This is a genomic window from Actinomycetes bacterium, assembly GCA_024222295.1.
Classification (GTDB): domain Bacteria; phylum Actinomycetota; class Acidimicrobiia; order Acidimicrobiales; family Microtrichaceae; genus JAAEPF01.
Map to the genome: position 1 here is coordinate 246,354 of JAAEPF010000033.1, position 24,653 is coordinate 271,006.

At 68.7% G+C, this 24,653-nt stretch carries 29 protein-coding genes; 12 read left to right on the forward strand and 17 right to left on the reverse strand.

Translation table 11 applies throughout. The features are described 5' to 3' along the window. Positions 1 to 3: 3 nt before the first annotated feature. Together GY812_12415 and GY812_12420 are read right to left on the reverse strand one after the other, a co-directional pair. A complete protein-coding gene (locus tag GY812_12415; GenBank protein MCP4436282.1) occupies positions 4 to 498 on the reverse strand; it encodes a nuclear transport factor 2 family protein in 495 nt (164 codons plus the stop codon). After that, on the reverse strand, positions 495 to 800 hold the full coding sequence (locus GY812_12420; GenBank protein MCP4436283.1) for a hypothetical protein: 306 nt from the start codon (positions 798 to 800) through the stop codon (positions 495 to 497). The genes GY812_12415 and GY812_12420 overlap by 4 nt, the downstream gene beginning before the upstream one ends. 127 nt (positions 801 to 927) lie before the next feature. On the opposite strand from GY812_12420, the gene GY812_12425 reads away from it, so the two are divergent. Beyond that, positions 928 to 3,333 (forward strand): glycoside hydrolase family 3 protein, encoded by a 2,406-nt coding sequence (locus GY812_12425; GenBank protein MCP4436284.1) that lies wholly within the window; start codon positions 928 to 930, stop codon positions 3,331 to 3,333. Positions 3,334 to 3,358: 25 nt separating this feature from the next. Here the strand turns inward: GY812_12425 and GY812_12430 are convergent, their stop codons facing one another. Next, positions 3,359 to 3,943 carry a Maf-like protein gene (locus tag GY812_12430; GenBank protein ID MCP4436285.1) on the reverse strand — a complete coding sequence of 195 codons (585 nt, stop codon included), beginning with the start codon at positions 3,941 to 3,943 and terminating at the stop codon, positions 3,359 to 3,361. On the opposite strand from GY812_12430, the gene GY812_12435 reads away from it, so the two are divergent. After that, on the forward strand, positions 3,936 to 4,559 hold the full coding sequence (locus tag GY812_12435; GenBank protein ID MCP4436286.1) for a cysteine hydrolase: 624 nt from the start codon (positions 3,936 to 3,938) through the stop codon (positions 4,557 to 4,559). The genes GY812_12430 and GY812_12435 overlap by 8 nt on opposite strands. On the opposite strand, the gene GY812_12440 is transcribed toward GY812_12435, so the two are convergent. After that, positions 4,543 to 6,006 carry a TIGR03619 family F420-dependent LLM class oxidoreductase gene (locus tag GY812_12440; GenBank protein MCP4436287.1) on the reverse strand — a complete coding sequence of 488 codons (1,464 nt, stop codon included), beginning with the start codon at positions 6,004 to 6,006 and terminating at the stop codon, positions 4,543 to 4,545. The two genes, GY812_12435 and GY812_12440, sit on opposite strands and share 17 nt — an antisense overlap. A 96-nt stretch (positions 6,007 to 6,102) precedes the next feature. On the opposite strand from GY812_12440, the gene GY812_12445 reads away from it, so the two are divergent. The 4 genes from GY812_12445 to GY812_12460 are packed head-to-tail and all read left to right on the forward strand — an operon-like array spanning position 6,103 to position 7,809. Next, positions 6,103 to 6,327, forward strand: coding sequence for a hypothetical protein (locus tag GY812_12445; GenBank protein MCP4436288.1), 225 nt, complete (start codon positions 6,103 to 6,105; stop codon positions 6,325 to 6,327). Between the two features lie 6 nt (positions 6,328 to 6,333). Further along, on the forward strand, positions 6,334 to 6,858 hold the full coding sequence (locus GY812_12450; protein MCP4436289.1) for an RNA polymerase sigma factor: 525 nt from the start codon (positions 6,334 to 6,336) through the stop codon (positions 6,856 to 6,858). Continuing rightward, the gene (locus tag GY812_12455; GenBank protein MCP4436290.1) at positions 6,855 to 7,091 is read left to right on the forward strand and encodes a hypothetical protein; all 237 of its coding nucleotides are present in this window, start codon (positions 6,855 to 6,857) and stop codon (positions 7,089 to 7,091) included. The genes GY812_12450 and GY812_12455 overlap by 4 nt, the downstream gene beginning before the upstream one ends. Further along, positions 7,084 to 7,809, forward strand: a complete 726-nt coding sequence (locus GY812_12460; protein MCP4436291.1) for a hypothetical protein — start codon at positions 7,084 to 7,086, stop codon at positions 7,807 to 7,809. The genes GY812_12455 and GY812_12460 overlap by 8 nt, the downstream gene beginning before the upstream one ends. 186 nt (positions 7,810 to 7,995) lie before the next feature. Here GY812_12460 and GY812_12465 read toward each other — a convergent pair whose 3' ends face one another. The 3 genes from GY812_12465 to GY812_12475 all read right to left on the reverse strand — a co-directional run bounded on the left by GY812_12465 (position 7,996) and on the right by GY812_12475 (position 9,534). Continuing rightward, positions 7,996 to 8,814 (reverse strand): xanthine dehydrogenase family protein subunit M, encoded by an 819-nt coding sequence (locus GY812_12465; protein ID MCP4436292.1) that lies wholly within the window; start codon positions 8,812 to 8,814, stop codon positions 7,996 to 7,998. Then, the gene (locus GY812_12470) at positions 8,811 to 9,275 is read right to left on the reverse strand and encodes a (2Fe-2S)-binding protein (protein ID MCP4436293.1); all 465 of its coding nucleotides are present in this window, start codon (positions 9,273 to 9,275) and stop codon (positions 8,811 to 8,813) included. The genes GY812_12465 and GY812_12470 overlap by 4 nt, the downstream gene beginning before the upstream one ends. 67 nt (positions 9,276 to 9,342) lie before the next feature. Next, complete coding sequence (locus GY812_12475) at positions 9,343 to 9,534, reverse strand: hypothetical protein (GenBank protein ID MCP4436294.1); 192 nt, start codon at positions 9,532 to 9,534, stop codon at positions 9,343 to 9,345. 20 nt (positions 9,535 to 9,554) lie between these two features. Here GY812_12475 and GY812_12480 point away from each other — a divergent pair, with 20 nt between their 5' ends. Continuing rightward, a complete protein-coding gene (locus GY812_12480; GenBank protein ID MCP4436295.1) occupies positions 9,555 to 9,848 on the forward strand; it encodes a Dabb family protein in 294 nt (97 codons plus the stop codon). After that, positions 9,848 to 10,066 (forward strand): ferredoxin, encoded by a 219-nt coding sequence (locus tag GY812_12485; protein ID MCP4436296.1) that lies wholly within the window; start codon positions 9,848 to 9,850, stop codon positions 10,064 to 10,066. Before GY812_12480 ends, GY812_12485 begins: the two co-directional genes overlap by 1 nt. Here GY812_12485 and GY812_12490 read toward each other — a convergent pair whose 3' ends face one another. The 7 genes from GY812_12490 to GY812_12520 all read right to left on the reverse strand — a co-directional run bounded on the left by GY812_12490 (position 10,067) and on the right by GY812_12520 (position 16,307). Next, the gene (locus tag GY812_12490; GenBank protein ID MCP4436297.1) at positions 10,067 to 11,047 is read right to left on the reverse strand and encodes an amidohydrolase; all 981 of its coding nucleotides are present in this window, start codon (positions 11,045 to 11,047) and stop codon (positions 10,067 to 10,069) included. Positions 11,048 to 11,050: 3 nt separating this feature from the next. Further along, on the reverse strand, positions 11,051 to 12,259 hold the full coding sequence (locus tag GY812_12495) for a cytochrome P450 (GenBank protein MCP4436298.1): 1,209 nt from the start codon (positions 12,257 to 12,259) through the stop codon (positions 11,051 to 11,053). Positions 12,260 to 12,333: 74 nt separating this feature from the next. Continuing rightward, positions 12,334 to 13,098, reverse strand: a complete 765-nt coding sequence (locus GY812_12500) for an SDR family oxidoreductase (GenBank protein MCP4436299.1) — start codon at positions 13,096 to 13,098, stop codon at positions 12,334 to 12,336. Then, complete coding sequence (locus GY812_12505) at positions 13,095 to 13,781, reverse strand: ThuA domain-containing protein (protein MCP4436300.1); 687 nt, start codon at positions 13,779 to 13,781, stop codon at positions 13,095 to 13,097. The genes GY812_12500 and GY812_12505 overlap by 4 nt, the downstream gene beginning before the upstream one ends. Next, positions 13,778 to 14,548 (reverse strand): SDR family oxidoreductase, encoded by a 771-nt coding sequence (locus GY812_12510; GenBank protein ID MCP4436301.1) that lies wholly within the window; start codon positions 14,546 to 14,548, stop codon positions 13,778 to 13,780. The genes GY812_12505 and GY812_12510 overlap by 4 nt, the downstream gene beginning before the upstream one ends. After that, positions 14,548 to 15,000 (reverse strand): hypothetical protein, encoded by a 453-nt coding sequence (locus GY812_12515; protein MCP4436302.1) that lies wholly within the window; start codon positions 14,998 to 15,000, stop codon positions 14,548 to 14,550. The genes GY812_12510 and GY812_12515 overlap by 1 nt, the downstream gene beginning before the upstream one ends. Further along, positions 14,997 to 16,307, reverse strand: a complete 1,311-nt coding sequence (locus GY812_12520; GenBank protein ID MCP4436303.1) for an amidohydrolase family protein — start codon at positions 16,305 to 16,307, stop codon at positions 14,997 to 14,999. Before GY812_12520 ends, GY812_12515 begins: the two co-directional genes overlap by 4 nt. A gap of 272 nt (positions 16,308 to 16,579) precedes the next feature. Here GY812_12520 and GY812_12525 point away from each other — a divergent pair, with 272 nt between their 5' ends. From GY812_12525 to gcvP, 4 genes are read left to right on the forward strand one after another with little or no spacing between them, the layout of a single operon-like run. Next, positions 16,580 to 17,437, forward strand: a complete 858-nt coding sequence (locus GY812_12525; GenBank protein ID MCP4436304.1) for a hypothetical protein — start codon at positions 16,580 to 16,582, stop codon at positions 17,435 to 17,437. 10 nt (positions 17,438 to 17,447) lie between these two features. Continuing rightward, positions 17,448 to 18,407 carry a cation transporter gene (locus GY812_12530; GenBank protein MCP4436305.1) on the forward strand — a complete coding sequence of 320 codons (960 nt, stop codon included), beginning with the start codon at positions 17,448 to 17,450 and terminating at the stop codon, positions 18,405 to 18,407. After that, positions 18,404 to 19,582 carry an LLM class flavin-dependent oxidoreductase gene (locus GY812_12535; protein ID MCP4436306.1) on the forward strand — a complete coding sequence of 393 codons (1,179 nt, stop codon included), beginning with the start codon at positions 18,404 to 18,406 and terminating at the stop codon, positions 19,580 to 19,582. The genes GY812_12530 and GY812_12535 overlap by 4 nt, the downstream gene beginning before the upstream one ends. After that, on the forward strand, positions 19,579 to 22,473 hold the full coding sequence (gene gcvP / locus GY812_12540; GenBank protein MCP4436307.1) for an aminomethyl-transferring glycine dehydrogenase: 2,895 nt from the start codon (positions 19,579 to 19,581) through the stop codon (positions 22,471 to 22,473). The genes GY812_12535 and gcvP overlap by 4 nt, the downstream gene beginning before the upstream one ends. A gap of 12 nt (positions 22,474 to 22,485) precedes the next feature. On the opposite strand, the gene gcvT is transcribed toward gcvP, so the two are convergent. Genes gcvT through GY812_12555 form a run of 3 tightly spaced genes read right to left on the reverse strand, consistent with a single transcriptional unit; the run spans position 22,486 to position 24,597 of the window. After that, a complete protein-coding gene (gcvT, locus tag GY812_12545) occupies positions 22,486 to 23,559 on the reverse strand; it encodes a glycine cleavage system aminomethyltransferase GcvT (protein ID MCP4436308.1) in 1,074 nt (357 codons plus the stop codon). Then, entirely contained in the window at positions 23,556 to 24,044 is a 489-nt protein-coding gene (locus GY812_12550) for a MerR family transcriptional regulator (GenBank protein ID MCP4436309.1), read from the reverse strand. Before GY812_12550 ends, gcvT begins: the two co-directional genes overlap by 4 nt. A gap of 52 nt (positions 24,045 to 24,096) precedes the next feature. Then, positions 24,097 to 24,597, reverse strand: a complete 501-nt coding sequence (locus tag GY812_12555; protein ID MCP4436310.1) for a bifunctional nuclease family protein — start codon at positions 24,595 to 24,597, stop codon at positions 24,097 to 24,099. Positions 24,598 to 24,653 lie beyond the last annotated feature (56 nt).

The following is a 24,653-nucleotide window of genomic DNA, read 5'->3' on the forward strand; positions in this document are numbered from 1 at the left end:
ATTCTAGCCTGCGGGCAGCGTGCTCCTACCTTCGGTCCCCCACCAGCTCGCGGTCAGGGTGAGGTTCGGCAGGTCCGACAGCGGCGTGAGGTACTCGAAACTGCGCCTGTAGCCGGTCGTCGAGATCAACCACCGGCCACCCTCCTTGACGTAGGAGTCCTCGTAGAACGCGGCGCCCTGGATCAGGATTCCGAGGGTCGTGTCGATCACCGTGTCGTCGAGCGCCCAGGTGCCTGTGGCCGTGTCATCGGTGACTTTGATCTCCGGGTGCGTGCAGCGATGCGACGAGTGAAACGTCTCCGAGCCCATGTTGCGCACCAGGAAGTCGACTATCGCGTCGCGCCCCTCCGCGCAGTAGGCACCACCGCTGTAGGCGGCCGTGGCGTCCGCCGTGAACACCTCGGCGATGCCCTCCCAGTCCTTTGTGTCGAGGCACCGCAGGTAGGCGTACTTGAGCGCCTTGATCTGCTCGACCTCGACGAGGAGTTCGGGTGTCACCGGTCGAGGTCGGTGCTCTCAGCCAGCTCGGGCGTCGCTGCCGCGAACACCTGTGGGGTCGACGACGGGTGCGCCGTGGTGTCGAACAGCTGAGTGGCCAGGTCCATGTCACCCCAGCGCGGCTCCTGCTGCTGGGCCGAGAAGAGCCCGGCGGAGGGCAGGGGTGACTGTGACTCGGGTTCGGGCTCCTTCTCGGGCCTGGCCCACCGCCACCAACCGACCGCGATGCCCCCGAGGAAGGCACCGAACATCACGCTCAGTGCAAACACCAGCTGGGCCAACTCGATCAGGTCGTAGCGCATGGTCCCCCTCGGATCGCTGCAACAGGAACCATAGTCGCGAAATCCGGCAGTGGTCGGACAACCACGACCAGTGCATGACTGGCTCCGGGGAACGGCACGGGCACGCCATATGGGCCAGTATCGACGGATGGCAGAACTCAGCGATGTCCCGAACGATCGGCTGGCCAGCCTCACCTCCGGTGTGGACATGTGGCACTTCGCCGAGCTCGGCGAGGTCGGGCTTCGAGGCATCAAGGTGAGCGATGGACCGGCAGGGGCACGCGGGGAACGATGGTTCGGCGGCAGCTCTGCATGCGTTCCTTGCGGCACGGCGCTCGGAGCCACCTGGAGCCGGGAAGTAGTGGCAGAGGTCGCCGGCGTGCTCGCCGCGGAGACGCGGCGCAAGGGCGCCGACGTGCTGCTCGCCCCCACGGTCAACCTCCACCGCCATCCCCTGGCCGGGCGCAACTTCGAGTGCATGTCAGAGGACCCCGAGCTGACCGCGCAGCTGGCCACCGCACACATCACCGCGCTCCAGCAGGCGGGCGTGAGTGCCTGCATCAAGCACTTCGTGGCCAACGACCAGGAAACCGATCGCCACCAGATCTCATCGGAGGTCGGCGAGGGCGTACTGCGCGAGCTCTACCTGCGACCCTTCGAGGCGGCAGTACGCGACGCCGGCACCTGGTCGGTCATGTCGGCCTACAACCGCCTCGGCGGCGAGTTCTGCTCACAGCACCACTGGCTGCTCACCGAGGTTCTCCGCGACGAGTGGGGCTTCGACGGGGTCGTCGTGTCGGACTGGTGGGGCACCAACGACACCGCTGCCCTCGAGGGCGGTCTGGATGTGGAGATGCCCGGGCCCACCCGCTACCTCGGACCGACGGTGGCCGCTGGAATCGAGGACGGCTCGATTCCAGCCCCGGCGCTGCAGCGGGCGGCCGACGCAGTCCTGCTGATGGCCGAGCGGGTCGGAGCCCTGGGAGGCGAGACCCCCGGGATAGCTGACGAGACCTCCCACGATGACGCCGCCGAGCGGGCTGTGCTGCGCCGCGCGGCGGTGGAGTCCATCGTGCTGGCGCGCAACGACGGCGGGTTGTTGCCGCTCACCGATGCCGACTCCATCGCGGTGGTCGGCCCCAACGCCGCAAGCACCGCGATCATGGGCGGTGGATCGGCCGCGTTCGTTCCCCACCGCGTGACCGACGTCCTGTCCAGCCTCAGCGCTCGTGTGGACGATGGCGTCACCGTCACCCACGAACGAGGCACTCCCCCGCCCGACAGCCTCCCTGCGCTGGACCGCAAGGTCTGCAGCGTCGATGGGCAACAACGCTTCACGGTCGAGCACTTCGGGACTCCCGAGCCTGATGGCGAGCCGGTGCTCGTCGAACCATCGCTGACATCCCGGCTGCTGTGGATGGGTGCGCCCGGGCCCGGCGTACCGGAGCAGGGCAGCTCGGTGCGCCTGTTGACGACCCTCACGCCGACTGTGTCCGGAGAGCACACGTTCGGCCTCGTAACGGGGGCCACCGGCTGGTTGACCCTCGATGGCGAGGTCGTCCTCGACAACCGCGACGACCGCCAGCCGGGTACGGCCTTCTTCGGTCTCGGTTCAGAGGAGATCCGAACCACCGTGCAGCTCGAGGCCGGCACCCCGGTGAGCGTGGAGGCCGTCACCTCCCCCGTTGATGGCGTACCCGTCGGAGGCATGGCGATCGGCCATCTCGAGCCCGTCGCAGATGAGCCTCTCGCGTCCGCGGTGCAGGCGGCTGCCGCCGCCGACGTGGCCGTTGTGGTCGTGGGCGGCAACGACCAGTGGGAGACCGAGGGAGCGGACCGCGCCGGATTCGACCTTCCGTCCGGGCAGCCCGAACTCGTCGAGGCGGTTTGCGCCGCGAATGACCGCACCGTGGTCGTGGTCAACTGCGGGGCACCCGTCGACCTGTCCTGTGCCGCGCAGGCCGCGGCGGTGCTTCTGTGCTGGTACCCGGGCCAGGAGGCGGGTGAGGCGATCGCCGATGTGCTGCTGGGCGAGTCGGACCCGGGCGGCCGACTTCCCACGACCTGGGGCAGGCAGTTGTCCGACTGGGAGTCGGACTCCAACTTCCCCGGCGGCGATGGCGTCGTGCGCTACGAAGAGGGCCTGCGGGTCGGCTACCGCGACTTCGATTCGGCGGGCACCGAGCCCGCGTTCTGCTTCGGGCACGGCATGAGCACGACCACGTTCCAGTGGAGCGACGCCGCCATCGATGCCGGTTCCCGCACCGCGTCGGTACGGGTGACCAACACCGGGCCCCGACGCGGCACCGAGGTGGTGCAGTGCTACGTCACCGACCCCGGCACCAATCGCCCGCCGCAGCGCCTGGCAGGGTTCGCGAAGGTGCACCTCTCCCCCGGCGAGGACGCAGTGGTCGAGATACCCATCGGCGAGCCGTCACTGCGCCAGTGGGACGAGTCGCGGGGAGAGTGGGTCGTGCCTACCGGACTGCGTGAGGTCCGCCTGTCTGCGTCATCGCGCGACCACCGCCACCGCCTCGAACTCGCTGTCGACTGACCCGGCGACCGAGTCGGCAACCGGGTCAGCGGCCGAGTTGTTCGAGCATCCGGCCCAGCAGGGGCAGGGGCATCCCGAGCACTCCCGAGTCGTGTTCGCCCTGCACCGACTCCACGAGCCCCGCGTCGTCCTCGAGGCGGTAGCTGCCTGCGGTGTCGAAGGGCTCGAAACGCTCGACGTACGCACGGGCGGCCGACTCGTCGTACTCGCACATGCTGACCACCTGCACGTCGACACCGTCGACCGCTTCGCCGGTACCGGTGTGCAGCAGCACCAGGGCGTTGATCAGCCGGTGGGTGGTGCCGCTCATCGCCATTAGCTGGGCGACCGCCGCATCGATGCCGGGGGCCTTGGTGAGCATGCGAGGGCCACCGGGCTGGTCGAGGACACCGACCTGGTCGGCCGCCAACACGATGTCCGCAACATGCCGCGGGGCGACTGCGTCGGCCTTCTGGCGAGCGAGTTCCAGAGCCAACACCTCGGCACCCCGTGCGAACAGCGAGTCGGAGGCGCGCTCGTCGACGTGGGGCGGGTCCACCTCGATGTCGTAGCCGGCGCCACGAAGCACCGCCGCGCGGTACGGAGATCCGGAGGCCAGCACGATGTTCACCTGCGCGACGCTACGCTGCGCGGCCGTGAACGCTACTGCCGTGGTGACGATGGAACTCGAGCGGGGCGTGGTCGGAGACCTGGCCACGCTCACCGAACTGCGCGACGCCGCCACCGAACGCTCCACGCTGGCCGGCTGCGCTCGACTGGTGCAGGGCGCGAGGACAGCGGGCGTGCCGGTTGTCCACTGCATCGCGCAGTGGAGGGCGAATCGGGCGGGCACGCCGCTCAACACTCCGCTGGCCCGGGCCCTTGCGCGCAATCCCGACCAGATCCTGGCCGGCACACAGGCCGTGGACCTGGTCGGCGAACTCGGCGACACATCCGCGGACCTGCGCAGCGTGCGGCACCACGGAATGACTCCGTTCACCGGTACCGACCTGGATGCCTTGCTGCGCTCACTCGGTGTGCGCCGCGTCGTCGTGTGCGGCGTATCGCTGAATGTGGGTGTGCCAGGCCTGGTGATGGGTGCAGTCGACCTCGGCTACGAGGTCACGGTCGCCTCGGATGCCGTGGTGGGTGTGCCTGCCACCTATGGAGACGAAGTACTCGCCAACACGCTTGCGATGCTTGCCCGGGTGAGGACGGTCGACGAGGTCCTCAGCGACTGGGCCTGAGCGCGTCGGCCAGGGCCTCTGCGCGTTCCACCACCTCGGAGCGGCCAAGACCTGGCACCGACAGCGCGAGCCAGTCGACACCGCGGTCCCAGAGCTGTGCGGCTTCCTCGGCCATCGGAGCGAGCGCATCGGGATCGCGCAGGTAGTCCCCCAGGGCGAAGGGCGAGAAGCATATGGTCGGCAGGGGCCGCTCGGCCTCGGCGCAGAGCTCCTCCATGCGGACGAGCCGCGCGGCCAGATCGACGTGGTCCGTGATCGCCGCAGTGCGAGTCGCGCGGTGCAACCCGTCCGGTGTGGGGAACGGACACCACCCCTGGCCGTACTCCACCGCGCGACGCATTGCCCGCAGCGAGTTGCCCCCGACCCAGATCGGGGGATGCGGCTGCTGCAACGGACGTGGAAGCGCCGTGACCGACCGCGCGCTGAAGCCTCTCCCCTCCCCGCCCACGCCGGACTCGGACCAGATCCGCGGAAGCCACGACAGGGTCTCGTCCAGCACGGCTCCGCGGTCGTCGAACTCGGCTCCGAGTGCCTCGAACTCGGGGCGCAGGTAACCGGCGGCGACTCCGAGCACCAGGCGTCCGCCCGAGATGACGTCGAGCGAGGCGAGTGCCTTCGCCGCGAGGAACGGGTTGCGGTACCCGGGCACGTACACGTGGGTGTGCAACAGGAGCGTGGAGGTCGCTGCGGCCGCGACCGAGAGTGAAACGGTCGGCTCGAGCGCATGGTGGCCGCCGCCGGAGAGCCAGCGGTCATCAGGGGCAGGGTGGTCCGTCACGTACGCGGCGTCGAAACCGATGCGCTCCCATGCAGCGGCCAACTCCGCGATCGCCTCTCCGGAAACGAGCTCCGATCCGGTCTCGACCCGGTCCACCGGGAGGCCGACTGTCAGGCGGAGCTGCGTGGGCCAGTTGTCCTCCAGCCAGGTCCGGGCCCTGCTTGCCGCTTCCTCGCTGGCCGCGTGTGCACCCGGCAGTGTCTCGAGGGTGACCGCCCGACCCGCGGCGGACAGGGCCGCCGCGGCGTCCTCCCCGAGGAACGCGGGAACCACCTCGTCGTCGGCCGCGGGAAGCATGAGTACAGGTGGTCCCGCCGTCGGATCGTGATCGTCGGACTCCGCGAGGAATGGGCAGAGGGCCACGACCCCCTCCACGCCGGGTACCTCCCCCAGTGCCAGGGCCATGGCCGCTCCCTGGGAGAAGCCGGCCACCACGACGGGGCCGCGGCCAGCGGAGCGGGCGACCACGGCCTCGAGCTGGTCGACGGACCGTGCCAGCGTCGCCTCGTCTGCCCCGCGCGGTCCGGTTTCGAACCAGCTCAGGCCCACGGCCTGGGGGGTTTCGACCTGCCACCCTCGTGGCAGCAATCGCTGTGCCCACGCCCGGGTGCTGGCCTGGTCGTCATCATGGCCGTGCAGGACCACGAGTGTGGGGATTCCCCTGAGCATGAACGCAGCCTTCCCGCTGGGCCAATCGCCTGCAAACGCCGCGTCGGCTTGCCACAGCGCCTCAACTCCGGGCCCGGGCAACCGATCATTATCCGTATGAGACAGCGGCCCGGCCCGACCGGGCAGTCCCGCGACCGCCTGGCGGTGGGTATCGCCCTGGCCATGGCGGGGATCGTGCTCTTCGCCTGGACCACCTCGACCCGCCTGAGCAACGCTGCCTCGCGGTTCATCGGTGCCACCACGCAGCCCACACGGGCTGCCAGCGGCGCCGACGAGGAGCGGGCCGCGGACCACCGCGACGAAGCCGCGCCGGTCAGCTGAGGCGCCGTGCCGCAGAACCCGCCACAACGACTCGACCGCGACCTCGATGCACTGATCGAGGAACACGCCGCAGCCGCGTTCCGGGTGGCCAACGGCATCCTGCGCAACCCCTCCCTCGCCGAGGACGCTGTTCAGGAAACCATGATCAAGGCGTGGCAGAGCCTGCCGAAGTTCCGCGGTGAGTCGTCACTGCGGTCCTGGATCCTGCGCATCGCGCACAACACCTCGGTCTCGATGCTGCGGCGGCGCCGCGAGAGGGTCATGGCCCCCGAGGACCTGCCCGACACTGTGGGTGGCATAGACCCGGCGCGCTCCACCACCGCGCTGGCCGACCTGCGCAGCGTCCGAGCTGCGCTGGAGGAGCTCGACGAGCTCTCGCGCTCCGTTGTGATCCTCCGCGAGGTGGAGGGCATGACCTACCAGGAGATTGCCGACACGCTCGATGTGGCGGTGCCGACCGTCAAGACACGACTTCTCAGGGCCCGCCGGCGCCTCGGCGCGGCCATAGAGCCGACAGAGGAGAACCCATGAACGAGCCGGTTGAGCCAGAAGAGCCCGATCTCGGCGCGGTGTTGCGCGCGGCGCTGCAGGTGCCAGACGACGTGACCGCCAATGCACGTACGCAGGTCGACCAGACGCTGAAGGGGCGTTCGCTCACCTCGACGGTGACCGACATCGCCGGAAGCGGACTCGCGACCGTATGGCATTTGCTAACCAACGCGCCCGACACGGCCGACAGTATCCGGGAGGACGAACATGACTGAATACGCGTGGATATGGGCAGCCGTCGCCATCGGCGTGGGCCTGCTGATCGGTGAGATCGGCGGGAGCATCGTGCGCGCCTCGATGGGCCGCAACAGCCGTAGCGAGAGCACCCGCGACCGGGCGCTCGCCGTGTCACGGGGGATCTTCTGGGGTTCGGTTGCCATCGGCCTCGTCGGCGCCGCCGCGATCCTCGACTCCGACGAGTTGGCCGACTTCGGCGAGCTCCTCAGCGACGGACTGCCTCGCGTGCTGCTGGCCGTGGTCGTCGTGATCCTCGGCTACGCCGTCGCTCTGGCGGTGGCGGCCATGGTCGGCCAGTCCGCCCGCAAGGGCACCGGGGTGCGCCAGGTGGCACTGGAGCGAGGACTCAAGATCGGCGTGGTCGCCGTTGCCGTCGTCGTCGCCCTCGTCGTGGCCGGCGTTGACGACGCCATGCTGCTCGTGTTCTTCTCGGCGCTCATCGGGGCGCCCGCACTCGCCCTGGCGCTGCTGTCGGCCTTCGGCGGACGCGGCGTGGCCTCCCAGGTTGCCGCCGGACGGGCCCTCAGGCACCGTCTGCGGGCCGGTTGGGATCTCGAGGTGGGATCATTGCGGGGCCAGATCGTGGCGCTGCACACCACGTTCGTGGAGGTTGAGGACGAAACGGGCGAGCGTCACCAGTTGCCGAACCGGTGGCTGCTGGAGCGCCCCTATCAGGCCGGCCCCACCGGTTCCTGAGAAGATCACGAATTTCTGCACATTTTGACCGTTTTGCCGCGACTTAGTGGCCTGGGGAGCGTCACTACTGGTGACAGACAAACACAGGGTTCTCCAGGCTGGTGCTTCGGATCTGGATCTCCTGAGTGCTTCCAAGGACAGGGGCCCCATGGGCCCCTGCTCCGCTTCTGGGGGGTGAATGCTCCCTCAGGCCAGTTCGCCGAGCGCCCTGGCAACCAGAACCCTCGCGAGGTGCTGGCGGTACTCCGAGGAGCCGTGGATGTCCGAAGGGGCCTCGGTGCCCTCGGCTGCCAGCGCCGCGGCGTCCTCAGCCGACGAGCCGGAGGCCAGCGCGTCTTCCACGGCGGTTGCCCGCACCGGCACCGATGCCATGTTGACCAGTCCGACGCCGACCGAGTCGCCGACCGTTGCGGCTGCCACGCCGACTATGGCCCAGTCCTGAGCTCGGCGGTTGAACTTCTGGAACGACCAGCCGCCGGGAGCCTTGGGCACCCGGACCTCCACCAGGAGCTCGTCCGGGGCGAGGGCGGTCTCGAGAAAGCCTTCGAAGAAGTCGCCGGCCGCGATCTCGCGACGACCACCGGGCCCCTGGGCCACCAGCGTGCCACCGAGCGCCAGAACAACCGCCGGCAGGTCCGATGCACCGTCGCCGTGTGAGAGCGATCCTCCGATGGTGCCCCGGTTGCGCACCTGGGGGTCGCCCACGTGGCGGGCGGCTTCGGCGAGCAGGGGCACCTCGCCGGCGAGCAGGTCGGACCGCTCCAGGTCTCGGTGCCGCGTGAGTGCTCCGATGGCAACCTCGTCCCCTTCTGTGCGCACGTAGGACAGGTCCTTGACGCGCCCGATGTCGATCAACACCGAGGGCTGGGCGAGACGGAGCTTGAGCAGCGGGATCAACGAGTGGCCCCCGGCGAGCAACTTCGCCTCGTCACCGTGTTGGGTCAGCGCGGCGATCGCCTCCTCGGCGGAACCCGCGCGTGTGTAGTCGAACTGTGGGGGAATCACTGACTGCTCCTGTCGGCGGCCCAACGAACCGAGTCCACGATCATCTGGTAGCCGGTGCAACGACAGAGATTGCCCTCGAGGTTGGTGCGGATCTCCAACTCCGTGGGATCCGCGTTCTCCTCGAGCAGGGCGGCAGCCGCCATCACCATGCCGGGGGTGCAGTAGCCACACTGAAGACCGTGGCACTCGTGGAAGCCCTGCTGCACGGGGTGCCACTCGTCGCCGTCGGCCAACCCCTCGATGGTGGTCACCTCGGACCCGTCCGCCTGGGCCGCCAGCACGGTGCATGACTTCACTGCCTCGCCGTCGAGGTGAACGGTGCACGCCCCACAGTTGGAGGTGTCACAGCCCACATGGGTGCCGGTGAGCCCCTCCACCTCGCGGATGTAGTGGACCAGCAGGGTCCGCGGCTCCACTTCGTGGCTGGTGCGAATCCCGTTGATCGTGATCTCGACCTTCATCGGCCGGCCTCCTCGTTGTTCATTGCACGGTGGACCTTCTCGGGCGAGTCAGGCATGTCGAGATGGCTCAGACCGACCGGTGGTCGTAGATCCTCAGCGATCCCTTGTCGGGCGCATCGGTGTACTCCCGGGCCACCTCCTCCGGCTCGGGAATGGCCGGAAGGGCGTTGGTGTCGAGGTCGGGATGGATCGACGGCGTCCTCGGCTCCGCCCAGCGACATCTTGCCCCCTTGGATGCGACCGACGGCGAAAGTATCACCCACCACTAGTGTCTCGGGGATGATCCGCCACATTGTGCTGCTCGACTTGTCCGAGACGGCGACCGACGATGACCGCCAGGCAATCCTCGACGCCCTGGCCACCCTTCCAGGCCGCATCCCGTCCATCCGCAACTACGTGTGGGGTGCTGATGCCGGACTCGCCGAGGGCAACGCCGAGATCACCGCGGTCGCCGACTTCGATGATGTGGCCGGCTACGAGGAGTACCGCGACCACGACGCGCACAAGCAGGTGATCGGCGACTACATCAAGCCCGTGCTGGCCAACCGCACAGCGATCCAGATCGAGTTCTGATGGGCTACACCGTGCGCATCGACGTCGAGGAATGTGTCAGCTCGGGCAAGTGCGTGGCCGACAACCCCGACGCATTCGGCTTCGACGACGACGAACTGGCCGTACTGTTGCCCGGCGCCTCGTCGCTCGACGACGCCAAGCTGCTCACCGCGGCGCGGCGATGCCCGTCCGGCGCCATCCTGCTCCTTGACGATTCGGGTGAGCCGATCGAGACCTGACTATGGCCCGAGACGCAACAGGCGCCGTGCGTTGGCATCCATCGCTGCCGATGACACCGGCGCCTCGGGTTGGTCCCAGCCGGCGAAGTTCGTGCCACCCACCAGCCGGTTCGGCCCCACGACGTCCGCGAGCAGTGCCAGAACGCGGTCGTCGCTCACATGCGCGTCGTACCAGAGGCGCCGCAGCACCGCGTCGAGGGCACCGCTCTCGCGCAGGTTCTCGGGCACCCACGCCCGGCGCGTGGCCGCACTTCGCATCTTGCCGATCAGGGCGACCAGGGCTCCCCCTCCGTGTGACACGCACACGTCCAGGCTGGGGTGGCGGTCAAGAACTCCGCCGAACACCAGTGTGGCGATAGCAAGGGTCTCCTCGAAGGCGAACGACAGCCACAGGTCGGCATCGAAGCGCCGCACGCGGGTATCGGCCAGATCCGAGTCGATGCCGGGTGGGGCCGGGTGGATGAACACCGGCACGTCGAGCTCCACAGCCGTGGCCCAGACCTCGTCCATGCGCGGGTCGTCTAGCTCGACGCGGTCGGCGCCAGTTCCGGAGTCGGTGCCCATGTAGGCGGCGATCAGGCCGAGCTCCTGGACCGAGCGCCGCAACTCGGCCGCAGCCGCCGGCGGATCCTGGGTGGGCAGCTGCGCTGCGCCGCCGAGGCGAGCCGGGTCCGCTGCCACCACGGCCGCCATCTCCTCGTTGTGCCAGCGGGCGAACTCCGAGGCCACCTCTGCCTCGATGTGGTTCAGGTACGTGAGCGGATTGGGTGACAGCAGCTGCCAGGTGATGCCGAGTCTCTCCATGGCCTCGAGGCGGACCTGTACGTCCATGAACGCGCTGCCGCGGTACCGGACACCTTCGAGGGTGTAGCCGCCGACGCGGAACGTGGGACAGACGGGGTCATCGAGGAGTTCGGGGCCGTAGGTGCCGGCACGTCCGAGCACCCCCTCGAGCACCACGTGCGCGTGCAGATCAAGCACGGTTCAGCCGAAGCGCACCGGGTAGTGGCCCCAGTACGGGCGTGCCGTGGTCTCGTCCATCCGCGGCGGATCGCCGGGATCGGGCCGAGCCCCGTGGTTGAGCATCCACTGCACCGCCACGGGCACCAGGCCGTGCAGGTGTTCCTCGATGTCGTCGCCATCGTCGAACGGCAGCCCGCCAGCGAGGTCCTGGCCAATGCACGCGTGCATGCCGCTGCCGAAGCTGAGCCCCCACGGCGAGACACCGTCGGGAAGCTCGCGGTGGGGATTGAACTGCTCGGCGTCGGCGCCGAACACCTCCGGGTCGCGATTGACCGACGTCAGGTCGATGACGACCTTGGAGCCCTTCGGCAGCTGTGTGCCTGATCGCAACTCGACATCCTCCAGGGCCCAACGCTGGGCGACCGGCGACGAGGGCTCGAGACGGATGGTCTCGTGCATGCAACGCTGCACGGCTATCGGGTCGGTGCGGATCAGGTCGCGCTCCTCGGGGTGCTGCTCCTCCCAGGAGAACAACCGGTGAAGGGTGCGAACGAATGCGGTGGCGGACGTATGTGCACCGGCCAACAAGTAGAAGGCGGTCTCGCGGCGAATGGTCTCGTGCGGAAGTTCGAGGTCGTCCTCGTTGCGCAGCAGCGTGGTGAGCACGTCCACCGGCACCTCCGACTCCGCGATCTCACCCGCCTGCGCTGCCTCGAGCGCGCGCCGGCGCCGGGTGATCGAGGGGCTCAGGAACTCGGCATCGAATTCCTCGAGCTTCATGGCCACCTCCGCGGCCTTCTCGTCCTTGTCGCCCGTGTAGTGCGCGAGCGTGGCGCCCTCGATGAAGGTCATGAGGTAGTCGTAGAGGTGGAAGGTCTCCTCCGGGGTGCCCAGCGGTCGATCCACTCCGGCGGTCGTGGCCGCCAGGTTCATCATCAGCTGGTGGCTGAGCTTCACCAGCTCACACCCACCGGCCTCCACGTGGGGTGCGATGGTGGCTTCGATGACTGCCGGGAAACGGTGCTTCTCGTAGTCCTCCATCCGGTCGCGCCGGAACAGCCGGTTCTCCAGGCGCCGCCGCGAGCGGTGCTCGCCCCCGTGGAGGTTGACGATCACGTCCGACATGATCACCTCGCCGGCGTCGTAGAGCGCCTGGCGCAATGCCTTCTGGCGGTAGGCGTCGCGTGCCTCTGCGTAGGTGGTGATGGTCACCGTTTCTGGTTCGCTCATTGCTGCTTCCTGTTCATGCGCCGGATCCCTGTGCGCTCGGTGTGTATGCGTTCGATGTGTATGCGTCTGCAGGCCTATGCGTTCGTCACGCCGAGGCCCAGGCCTCCGTCGACCGTGAGCACGGCACCCGTGGTCCACTCCGCCCGTGCGAGGTACTCGAACGCCTCTGCGATCTCCCGCGTGGTGCCGATCCGACCGAGTGCGTGTGCATCGGCCAGCGAATCGAGCCTGGCGCGGTTCTCCTCGGGGGTCACGAGACCGGCGCGGACATTGATCTCCGACTCGACAGCGCCGGGGCGCACGCAGCCCACCCGGATTCCGCGTGGGCCGAGTTCGGCTGCAAGCACTCCCGTGAGGGCCTCCAGGGCTCCCTTGCTGGCCGCATAGGGGGATGCTCCGGGAAACGCCCGCTGGGTGTGGACCGACCCGACGAAGATGACGCAGCCACCGGTGTGCTCCAGGTGGGCGACCGACTCCCCGCAGAGCATCATCCCGCCCACCACGTTGGTGTGGAAGGTGTCGAGGAGCGCCTGCTCGTCCAGTTCCTCGATCGCGCCGCGGTACATGTTGCCGGCATTGGAGATGAGGGTGTCGAGGCGACCACCGCCGTGCTCCACGGCGGCGTCGATCATTCGGGATCGGTCGGCTGGGTCGCACACGTCGCCGGTGACGGCGGCGCAACCCTCGCCGAGCCGATCCGCAACCGCTTCCAGCTTCTCCGCCCGACGACCCGTGATGGTGACCCTGGCTCCCAACGAGGTGAACAGTTCCGCTGCGCCTTCCCCCAGCCCCGACCCCCCGCCGGTTACAAGCACCGAGGTGCCCTCGACCAGCCTCACGAAACCTGATCCCTGGTGAGGAGCTCGATCGCCTGGCGGAGAATGCGCTGATGGGCGGGATGTCCGAACGACTCGGGCCCGTGGCCCAGCGTCGACGTGACGACCGCGCCCTCGTCGATGCTCCTGGTCCACAACATCGGGTGGTCCTCGCCCTCTGATGCCGACACGGCGAGGGGTTCGACATCCCCTGCCATATCCATGTGGCGGTACGGCTCGTCGGTGAGCGTGAAGTCCTCGACCCCCGCCGTGATGGGGTGGTCCGAGACGATGCGCACCTCCATCGGCCCCAGCGGGGGATGCGAGGAGCGCTCCCAGTTCCATGCCGCGCCCACGATGTCACCCCACCCGCTCCAGTCGTCGAAGCAGATCGGCGCGGCGTGCAGGGCGAGCAGGGCACCGCCGTTGCGTACGTAGTGCTCCGCTGAGCGGCGGAACTCCGCGGTGGTGGTGTAGGCGTACTCGTCGCGTGTGTCGTCGTACTTCGGCGCCAGCATGCGGAACCGGAGCGTGTTGCAGACCCAGAGGTCGGGCGGCACTTCTTCGGCGAGCGGAGCAACGGCGTCGTCGGGATGACCGACGACGGTCAATTCGTATCCGGCGTCATCGAGCAGGCCGGCCACTACCGGCGTGGTCCTTGCGAACGGATGGTTGCCACCGCTCAGCAGCAACGCTCGCCGCGTCATGCTTCCTCACCGCCCACTCCGTCCACGGACGCCGGACGGGGCAGGTTGGCCAGCACCGATTTCGCCACGCCGCCATCCACCACCAGGTTCTGTCCGCTGACATAGGAGGCTTCCTCGCCACCGAGCCACAGCACGACGTTCGCTATGTCGGCCGGTGTGCCGAGGCGTCGCAGGGGGACGGCGTTGGTTCGCACCTCGCGCGTCGCCGGATCCGCGTACAGCGGCTCCGACATGCCGCCGTCTATGAAGCCCGGGGCCACACTGTTGACCCGCACTCCGGCCGGGCCGAACTCGAGGGCCATCTGGGCGGTCAGTATCGCGATGGCCGCCTTGGTGGAACCGTAGGCCCCGGCATACGGACCCGGCGTGACTCCGTTGATCGACGTGAGGTTGACCACTGCGCCGGAGCCGGACTCGGCCATGCGGACAGCGGCTGTGCGCCCGACGAGAAAGGTGCCCGTGAGGTTCACATCCAGGGTGTCGCGCCAGTCGGCGGCGGACAGCTCGGCCAGCGAGCCGAAGCGGACGATCCCCGCGTTGTTGACGACGAGGTCGGGCACCATCTCGAACTCGTCGAAGGCGGCCAGCACCGCGTCCTCGTCGTTGACGGCAGCAACGAGTGCCTGCCCGCCGATGTCACCGGCGACACGTGACGCCGCATCTGCATCGATGTCGAGCACGCCGACCTTGTAGCCGGCCGCGGCGGCGTGGCGGGCAATCTCCTCACCTATGCCACGCCCGGCTCCGGTGACGATCGCAGATCGGATCACTTGGGTCCTCCATCGTCGAACAGCACCGGGTACGCGCTGAAGTGCTTGCGGCTCCTGCTTACGCCCAGCGTCGCGGATTCGGCGGGGTCACGGCGGCCACCGTGGTCCAAGAAGGCCTGCACCATCACCGACACGGTGCCCACGAGCTCTCCGTCCTCGGTGCCGCCATCGAGCTCCATGCCCACACATGCGTGGGGTCCGCCGCCGCCGAAGTGCTTCTCGGACCGGTTGGCGGCGGCAACGTCGAGGACGACCGCGTCGCCACTGGCCAGCCGCGTGCCGTCGGACAGCTCGGTATCGGCCACAGGACTCGCCGGGTGGAGCCGCCGGGCATCGTCCACACCACGCTGGACAAGGCGCGGATCGGATCGCAGCTGCTCACGGCGCATCACGTCCTTGCCGCGGAAGGCCTCGCGGACCAGGTCGTCGTCGGTGAGCGTGGCGGTCACTCGCCATCCACTACTTCTCGGGTGAGCTTCTCCGCCGCCCAGTTGCCCACAGTGGAGCCGACCACGGGGCCCTTCTCCGGCCACGGCCGTTCGAGGTCGACCTGGCGGCCCCGCGACAGCACGGCTGCCAGCCGACTGCGGTCTCCCAGCAACGACACATCCACCGTGGGGTCGCCGTCGACCACGATCACGTCGGCGAGGCAGTCCTCTTCGACGAGACCGAGGCGACCCTCGAGGCCGAGCGTCAGGGCGTTGGTCGCAGTGGCGCACCGGATCGCCTGGAGCGGATCGAGGTCGAGGTGCTCCACGAACAGCTCCACCTCGCGCGAGTGCCAGTGGCCGTAGGGGGTGAGCACGAACCCGGACTCGGACCCGCACAACAGCGGTGTGCCGGCGTCGTAGGCCCGGCGCATCATCTCGGCAGTTGCCTGGATCTCGCCGCGGAATATGTCGACCATGTTGGTGGCCGCTCCGACCTTCGCGCCGTGGTCACACAGGTTGGACAGGAACGTGAACACCGGGCACAACGCGGCGCCCGATTCCACGACGGCCTCGAGCGCCTCGTCATCCATGAACGACGCGTGGTAGATGATGTCCACCCCCGCCAGCGCGGCGTCACGCGTGGAGCTGGCATTGCGGCAGTGTGCGGTGACCGGGATGCCGAGGGCATGCGCCGTGTCACACACCGCCTTCATCTCCTCGAGCGACCACACCTGGAGCTCGCCGGAGCGCGTGGGGATCGAGCCGGTGGCGTGGATCTTGATGATGTCCGCGCCTTGCTTGATCTGGCGGCGGGTCGCCAGGACCATGTCGTCGAGCGTGTGGACGACCTCCGCATAGCCGACTTCCCCCTCGTCGGGGATGAGGCGGCCTGCGGTGCCACCCACGGAAGTGAGGAGCGCGGCGACGCCCGTGGTGATGCGGGGACCCTCGATCCAACCGGCCTCCACCGCGTCACGGATGGACGGGCCGATGCGGAAGATCGTGTCGGGGTCACACACGCCGGTGACTCCGGCCATGAGCAGCTTGGGAAGGTGGTGAGCGGTGGCGAGCGCGGCCAGCGTGTGGTCCCGGTGGAAGAACAACTCGTCGTTGCTTCGTGGTTCGTCGAAGGTGAGGTGGCAGTGGGCGTCGATCAGCCCGGGCATCACCGTCTGGCCCGTGGCGTCGATGGTCGTGGCCGAGGCGTCACCCACCCCGACGCCCACCGCTGCGATGCGGTCCCCTTCGATCAGCACATCTGCTTGCCTGGGGGCCGATCCCGTGCCGTCCACGACGGTGCCGCCCTGTATCAACAACTTCTCCATGGGTCCCCCTGGAAGCTCCTGGCCGTGATCCTAACCATGCCGGGGTGAACGGTGTTTATCTGGCCGTGGCCACGCCGGGTGGATCTGCCCAGTGTCTCAGGGTGACAATGGTCACCGGGTGGTCTATGGTTCTTTACCTGCCGGTCGAGCCGCAAGGTTCCCGGTAGCCGGGCAAGGGCCCGGTGCGAACGGTTCGGGGGGTTCGTTCGCACCGGGCCTCCGGCATTTTTCGGGCGACGTGGCCGCGGCCGCCCGGATGGCAGACTGGCTCCGTGAGCGATCCGTCTGTGCAGCGACTCGAATCGACGAACGCCTTCGTGGTGCGCGACCTCCCCGGTGCGGCGAGCGCAGACGGGATCGTGCGCTGTGCGAAGAAGGTCCTCGTCGACTCGACACGATGGCTGGCCAGGTCGCGGACATACAGCTGGGCGCTGCTCGGCCAGCAGGTCTCGGGCGCGTCAGCCGCGGTCAACGCCGTCGGCGACGACCGTGCCGACGCGCTAAGCGCGTTCTGCACCGAGCTGGCCCCCGCCGTCGAGGCAGGCGAGCTCAGCCTCGCAGCCGGCAAGGGGGTCGATGAGGCGGACCTGGCTGCTCTGGGCGGCGTCGTGACATCCGATGCCGCAGCGTTCGCTGCCGGAGTGACCGCGGCTGCAGGCGCCGTGCGGTCGTTGCAGGGAGCGACGGTCGCGGTGGAGTTCGACGGCGGAGCGGGCAACGAGTTGCGGTCCGCTCTGGAGGCGGCAGGAGCCGAGGTGGTGGCCGACGGGTCCGACGCCCTCCATGCCGATGCCGACGTGCTGCTGTACGGCTCGAAGGCGGCCCTCATCAACCACGACACCGTGGAGGCGATCAGTGCGAACGTACTAGTGCCCACCGGCAACCTCGCGCTCACCCCGCGGGCACTCGCCGTTGCCGGCCGCGCCGGCAAGACCGTGATGGCCGACTTCCTCAGCACCGCGGGTTCCCTCGCCGCCCGCCACGACATGGAGCCGGCCGGCACCATCGGCGATCTGGCGGCCCGGTCACTCAGCCACGACGACGGACCGGTGCTGGGCGCATGCGCCATGGCCGAGGAGTACCTGTCGGGCTGGACCGCCGAGTTGCCGTTCGGGCGCCCGATCGGGTGACCACGCATCGATGACCACGGACCGTTCCACCCTCGTCAAGTTCGCATGGCTGTCGGTATCGGCCGCCGTGGTGACGATGGTGATCAAGTTCGTCGCCTATTCGCTAACCGACTCGATCGGCCTGCTGTCCGACGCGCTCGAGTCATCGGTGAACCTGGTCGCCGCGATCGGCGCCGTGGTGGCGCTGTCGCTGGCGGCCCGTCCGGCCGACGAGGACCACGAGTACGGACACGCCAAGGCGGAGTACTTCTCCTCGCTCGCAGAGGGTCTCATGATCATGCTCGCCGCAGCCACCATCGCGTGGGCGGCGATCGACAGGCTGCTGCACCCACAGGAGCTCGAGAAGCTGGGCATCGGCATCGCCATCGCGGTCGTCGCATCACTCATCAACCTCGGCGTCGCCCTGGTGCTGTTGAGGGTCGGCCGCCGGGAACGCTCGATCGCACTGGAGGGCGACAGCAAGCACCTGATGACCGACGTGTGGACCACCGCCGGGGTTGTGGTCGCGGTCGCGCTGGTGGGCATCACCGGCATCGAATGGCTCGACCCCGTGATCGGCCTCGCGGTCGCCGCGAACATCATCATCGCCGGACTACGACTCGTCGCCCGGTCGTCGCGGGGCCTCATGGACTCGGCAATCCCGCCCGATGAGCGCTCACTGCTCGACGAGGTGCTCGAGTCGTACACGAGCGCCCAGACCCAGTTCCACGGCGTGCGCACCCGCCAGGCCGGCTACCGCTCCTTCATGTCCGTGCACGTCCTGGTGCCCGGCAGCTGGTCCGTTCAGCGCTCACACGACCTCGTGGAGCGCATCGAGGCCGACTTGCGCGACCAGGTCCCGTTCCTGACCGTGGACACCCATGTGGAACCGCTCGAGGATCCACGGTCGTTCGCGGACGAGGAACTCGACCGCCGTGGAGTGCCTCCCTCCGCTCGGCCCATGGGGCCCGAAGCTGACAAACTCCGGTGATGGACTGGCCCCTCCGATGCGGCGTCTTCATGGCGCCCTTCCACCCCGTCAAGCAGAACCCCACCCTTGCCCTCGAGCGTGACCTGGAGCTGGTACAGCACCTCGACCGGCTGGGGTTCCACGAGGCCTGGATCGGCGAGCACCACTCCGGCGGATACGAGATCATCGCGTCGCCGGAACTGTTCATCGCAACCGCGGCGGAGCGCACCCGCCACATCCGCCTCGGCACCGGCGTGGTGTCACTCCCCTACCACCATCCCTTCATGGTGGCCCAGCGCATCGTGCAGCTCGACCACCTCACACGTGGACGGGTGATGCTCGGCGTGGGGCCGGGCGCGCTTCCATCGGATGCCGCGATGCTCGGCATCGACCCCGCCGTGCAGCGCCACCGCATGGAGGAGGCCCTCGAGGTCATCCTCACGCTGCTTCGCACCGACGAGCCGGTGACGCATGAGAGCGAGTGGTTCACCATGCGCGACGCCCGGCTGCAGCTGCGCCCCTACACCGAACCGCACCCCGAGGTGGCGGTCGCCGCGATGATCTCACCGTCCGGACCCAGGGCCGCCGGCCGGTTCGGCTGCTCACTGTTGTCCATCGGTGCGAGCCAGCGCGCCGGCATCGACATGCTGTCGTCCAACTGGGGGGTGATGGAGCAGCGCTCGGAGCAGTTCAGCCAGCGGGCCGAGCGACGCGACTGGCGACTGGTGAGTCTCATGCACCTCGCCGAGACGCGCGAGCAGGCCTATGACGACGTGCGGTTCGGACTGGACGACTATGCGCACTACTTCCGCGACGTCGCCGCGCTGCCGATCTTCCCCGATGCGCCCACCGACGAGCTGGCCGATGTGCTCAACAACAGCGGAGGCGGAGTCATCGGCACTCCCGAGGACGCCATCGCCCTGATCGAAGAGCTCATCGAGCAGTCCGATGGCGGGTTCGGCACGATCCTGCTGCAGGCCCACGAGTGGGCCGACACCGCTGCCACCCACAAGAGCTTCGAGCTGTTCGCCCGCTACGTGCTGCCGCACTTCGACGGGCGTACCGCCAGCACCGCCGCCTCCAAGCAGTGGGTGATCGACAACCGCTCCGAGCAGATGGGTGCGGCCATGAACGCAATCGGCGCCGCCATCAACGAGCACAGCGCCGATTCAGACAGCGCCGAGGTGAGCCAGTGAACGATTCCGCAGACAACGCCTTCGCCCAGCGCCACATCGGCCCTGACCAGGCCGAGGTCGCCACGATGCTCGAAGCGGTCGGCCATTCCTCCATGGGGTCGCTGCTGGATGCCCTCGTGCCCGACTCGATCCGCACCTCCGACCCGCTCCGAATCGACGAAGTGGTCAAGGGAGCCGGCTCGGGCAGCGAGGCCGCGGTCCTCGCACGGCTCGAGGAACTCGCTGCGGCCAACACCGTTGCCACGAGCCTCATCGGGTGCGGCTGGAACGACACGGTGACCCCGCCGGTGATCCTGCGCAACATGATCGAGAACCCCGGTTGGTACACGGCCTACACGCCGTACCAACCGGAGATCTCCCAGGGCCGCCTAGAGATGCTGCTCAACTTCCAGACGCTCGTGGCGGACCTGTGCGGCATGGACATCGCCAACTCCTCGATGCTCGATGAGGCCACCGCCGCTGCGGAGGCGATGACGCTCGCGCGGCGCCAGTCGAAGGTCGACGGCAATGTGTTCTGGGTCGACTCCGACTGCCATCCCCAGGTGCTCGACGTGGTCGTGGGCCGGGCGGCACCACTCGGCATCGACATACGCACCTTCGATCCCCGTGGCGACGACCCGTTCCCACCCGACGCGTTCGGGGTGCTGCTGGCGCACCCGGGGAGCTCGGGCGCGGTACGTGACCACCGTCCGCGCGCCGCGGCCGCGAGCGACTCCGGCGCAGTCGTGTGCGTCACCACCGACCTGCTCGCCCTCACCGTGCTCGAGCCACCCGGGTCATGGGGCGCGGACGTCGTCGTCGGCTCCGCCCAGCGCTTCGGGGTGCCTCTTGGCTACGGAGGTCCGCATGCCGGCTTCATGGCCGTGTCCGACCGGGCCCGCCGCGCCCTGCCCGGCAGGTTGGTGGGAGTGTCGGTCGACAGCTCCGGATCGCCGGCGTTCCGCCTCGCCCTCCAGACGCGCGAACAACACATCAGGCGAGAGAAGGCGACGTCCAACATATGTACCGCGCAGGTGCTGCTGGCCAACGTCGCGGCCGCATATGCCGTCTACCACGGCCCAGAGGGCCTGACAGCTATCGCACAGCGGGTCAACGGCCACGCATCCGAACTTGCTGCATCGCTGGCCGGCGCGGGCCACGAGGTGCTCAACGACACGTTCTTCGACACCCTCGCGGTGTCCGTTCCCGGACATGGCTCCGAAGTGGTGGCGGCGGCACAGGCCGCAGGCCTGCTGTTGCGCCTCGTCGACCACGACACGGTCGGTGTGTCGCTCGATGAGACCTCCTCCACGGCGACGGTGGAGGCGGTGCTCAAGGCCTTCTCGGGAGTGCCCTCGGGCGAGCCGCGCCGCGCACCCAGCGGACTGCCCAAGGACCAGGAGCGGGTCTCCACCTTCTGTGAACACCCGACGTTCCATGCCCACCGTTCCGAAACCGAGATGATGCGGTACCTGCGCAAGCTCGCCGACGCGGACCTCGCCCTCGACCGCACGATGATCCCGCTCGGGTCGTGCACGATGAAGCTCAACGCGGCGGTCGAGATGATGCCGGTCACGTGGCCGGAGTACTCGGGCATCCATCCATTCGCACCGCCGGCGCATGCCGCCGGCTACCTCGAGATGATCTCCGAGCTCGAGGCCGCACTCTGTGCCATGACCGGCTATGACGCAGTCTCACTGCAACCCAACGCCGGGTCACAGGGCGAGCTGGCCGGACTGCTGGCCATCTCGGCGTACCACGCGTCGCGTGGCGAGCCCGACCGCGACGTCTGCCTGATCCCTTCTTCCGCGCACGGCACCAATGCCGCCAGCGCCGTCATGGCCGGCATGCGGGTGGTCGTGGTGGACACAGACGAGTCCGGCAACGTCGACATGGCCGACCTTCGGGCCCGCGCCGAGGAGCATGGCGATCGCCTGGCGGCCGCCATGGTGACCTATCCCTCGACCCACGGCGTGTTCGAGGAGGGCATCACCGAGCTGTGCCGCATCATTCATGAGAATGGCGGTCAGGTCTACGTCGACGGGGCCAACCTCAATGCGCTCGTGGGCGTGGCCAAGCCCGGCTGGTTCGGCGCCGACGTGAGCCACCTCAACCTGCACAAGACCTTCTGCATCCCCCACGGCGGCGGCGGCCCGGGCGTCGGGCCGGTTGCGGCCATGGCACACCTGGCACCGTTCCTGCCGGGGCACCGCTTCTCACCCCGCGAGCAAGAGCGCGACGTGTCCACCGTCGATGGCCCGGGCAACCGCCCCACGATCTCTGCTGCACCGTTCGGTTCCGCGGGAATCCTGCCGATCTCGTGGGCGTACATAGCGCTGATGGGCGACGCCCTCACCGAGGCCACTGCAGTGGCGATCCTGTCGGCCAACTACATCGCGGCACGCCTCGGGTCCCACTACCCGGTGCTCTACTCCGGCAGCCACGGGCTGGTCGCGCACGAGTGCATCCTCGACTTGCGCGAGATCGCATCCAGCACCGGCGTCAGCGCAGAGGACGTCGCCAAGCGACTGATCGACTACGGCTTCCACGCCCCTACCCTCTCCTTCCCGGTGGCGGGCACCCTGATGGTGGAGCCCACCGAGTCGGAGTCGCTCGGTGAGATCGACCGGTTCTGCGACGCGATGATCGCCATCCGCGCCGAGATCGACCGTGTCGGCAACGGCACGTGGCCCACCGATGACAACCCCCTGGCCAACGCACCACACACCGCCGAAGTGGTGGGCGCTGACTCGTGGGAGCACACCTACGAGCGCAGCACCGCCGCCTGGCCTGTGGCAGCAACCGCCACCGGGCCCGCGAAGTACTGGCCTCCGGTGAGCCGCATCGACGGAGGCTACGGTGACCGCAACCTGGTGTGCTCCTGCCCGCCCCCGGAGGACTTCGCGAGCTGAACGCGCCGGAGCTCAGCCGCTGAAGAACGGCATCTCGACCACCTCGGCGACCAATTCGGTGCCACGGGCGTCGACGCCGACGGTGTCGCCCACGACCACATCGGGGCTGACCAGGGCCATGGCGATGCCGCATCCGAGCATCGGGCTGAAGTTGCCCGAGGTCACCCGTCCGACCACCTTGCCACCGGCCATTACCTGCTGGTCCGTACGGGGCGGACGCCGCCCCTGCACCTTCAGCCCGCGCAGTACCGGGTCCACCCCGGCCTCGCGTTGGGCCAGCAGGGCTTCGCGGCCCGGGAACCCGCCCTTGTCCCACGCCACCACCCAGCCGAGGCCAGCGTTGAGCGGTGTGATCCCCTCACCCAGCTCATGGCCGTGCAGCGGCAGCCCCGCCTCGAGGCGCAGCGTGTCGCGGGCGCCGAGACCGGCTGGCTGTATCCCCGCGGCCAGCACGGCGTCCCAGAAGTCCCCGGCCGCAGCGGCGGGGATGGCGCACTCGACTCCATCGGATCCGGTGTAGCCGGTTCCCGCCACGGTGCAGCGGTGGCCATTCCACTCGAACTCCTGCACCCGGAACCGCCCCACCGAAGAGGCCGACTCGCTGACGGTCGCCAGCTTCTGGCGCGCCTGTGGGCCCTGCACCGCGATGACGGCCCTCTCGGCGGTGGTATCACGGACGTCCACGCGACCCGGCGCAGCGCCGGTGATGGCCCCCACCACACGGTCCGTGTTGGAGGCGTTGGGCATCACGTCGAACGCCTCGTCATCGATCCACCACACGATGATGTCGTCGAGCACCGAGCCGTCGGCGGCCAGCAGGTGTGTGTACTGCGCCCGCCCGGGTGTGACCTTCTGGAGGTCGTTGGTGAGCGTCCCCTGCAACGCCGCGAGCGCCCCCTGGCCTTCCACGCGCACGGTGCCGAGGTGGCTCACGTCGAACGCCACCGCTCCTTCGCGGCACGCCCGGTGCTCTTCGAGGGTGCCGGCGGGGTACGACAACGGCATCTCCCAGCCCCCGAACGGGACCATCTTCGCTTCGAGGGCCCTGTGGCGGTCGTCGAGTGGGGAGGAACGCACCCGGCTCAGACCGCGGAGGCCGACGAGGAGGCTTCCCCGCCCGGACGCAGCTCGACGATTGCGGCATCGAGGTCGTCCTTCACGCCACCGAGCGCGAGCACGTTGAATACACCCTGGCCCGCGTTGAGGACGTCGATCAGTTCGTCGCCGGAGGCGACCACGACAGAGTTCTTTCCGTTGATCACCAGGTTGGCGGTGGCGATGTCCTCGCCCAGCTGCTCACGCAGGTAGGCGAACACATCGCGCACTGATTCGAGCTTCAGACCAGAGTCGAGGAGTTGCTTGATGACCTTGAGTTCGAGCAGGTCGCGGTAGGAGTAGCGCCGACGGGTGCCGGAGCCCTTGGCGTCGGCCAGCGAAGGACGCACCAGGTCGGTGCGCGCCCAGTAGTCGAGCTGCCGGTAGCTGATGCCGACCACCTCGGCCGTCTTGCGGCCGCTGAATCCCTCTTCGAAAGTTTCCACGGCCGACCAAACTACCGTGGTGTAGCGCACATCGGGTGGATTTCCGCGCGACCGCACTCCCCCGGCGTCGCGAGGCCCCGGATCAGCTGGCGAAGTCTTCCGGGGACACGTTCTGGATGAACTCCCGGAACTCCTCCACCACCTCGTCGGGCGACTCGTCCTCGGCCTCCTCGGTGTAGCCGGCCTCGTCGAGGAGTTCCTCTGTGGCGTAGACCGGAGATCCCGTGCGCACGGCCAGCGCCACGGCGTCCGAGGGGCGGGCGGAAACCACCATCGGCGGATCACCCTCCTCGGCGTCGGGCTGCACCACGTGCAGGTCGGCGTAGAAGGTCGTGTCACGCAGCTCGGTGATCACCACTCGCTCCAGCGATGCCCCGAGGTTGTCGAGCAGCACGCACGCGAGGTCGTGTGTGAGCGGCCGCGGTGGCTCAACTCCGTCAAGTGCGAACGCAATCGCAGCTGCTTCCGGACCGCCGATGAATATCGACAGTCGGCGGCGACGCCCCTCGCGCTCCGCGAGCAGCATCACGGGCGTATTGCTCGGCAACTCGACGCGCACTCCAAGCAGTTCCAGCTCGACCACTGCCAGATCCTACCGTTGCCGGGCAATGTCCGGGCCGAGCTCGCGGCGGAGCAACG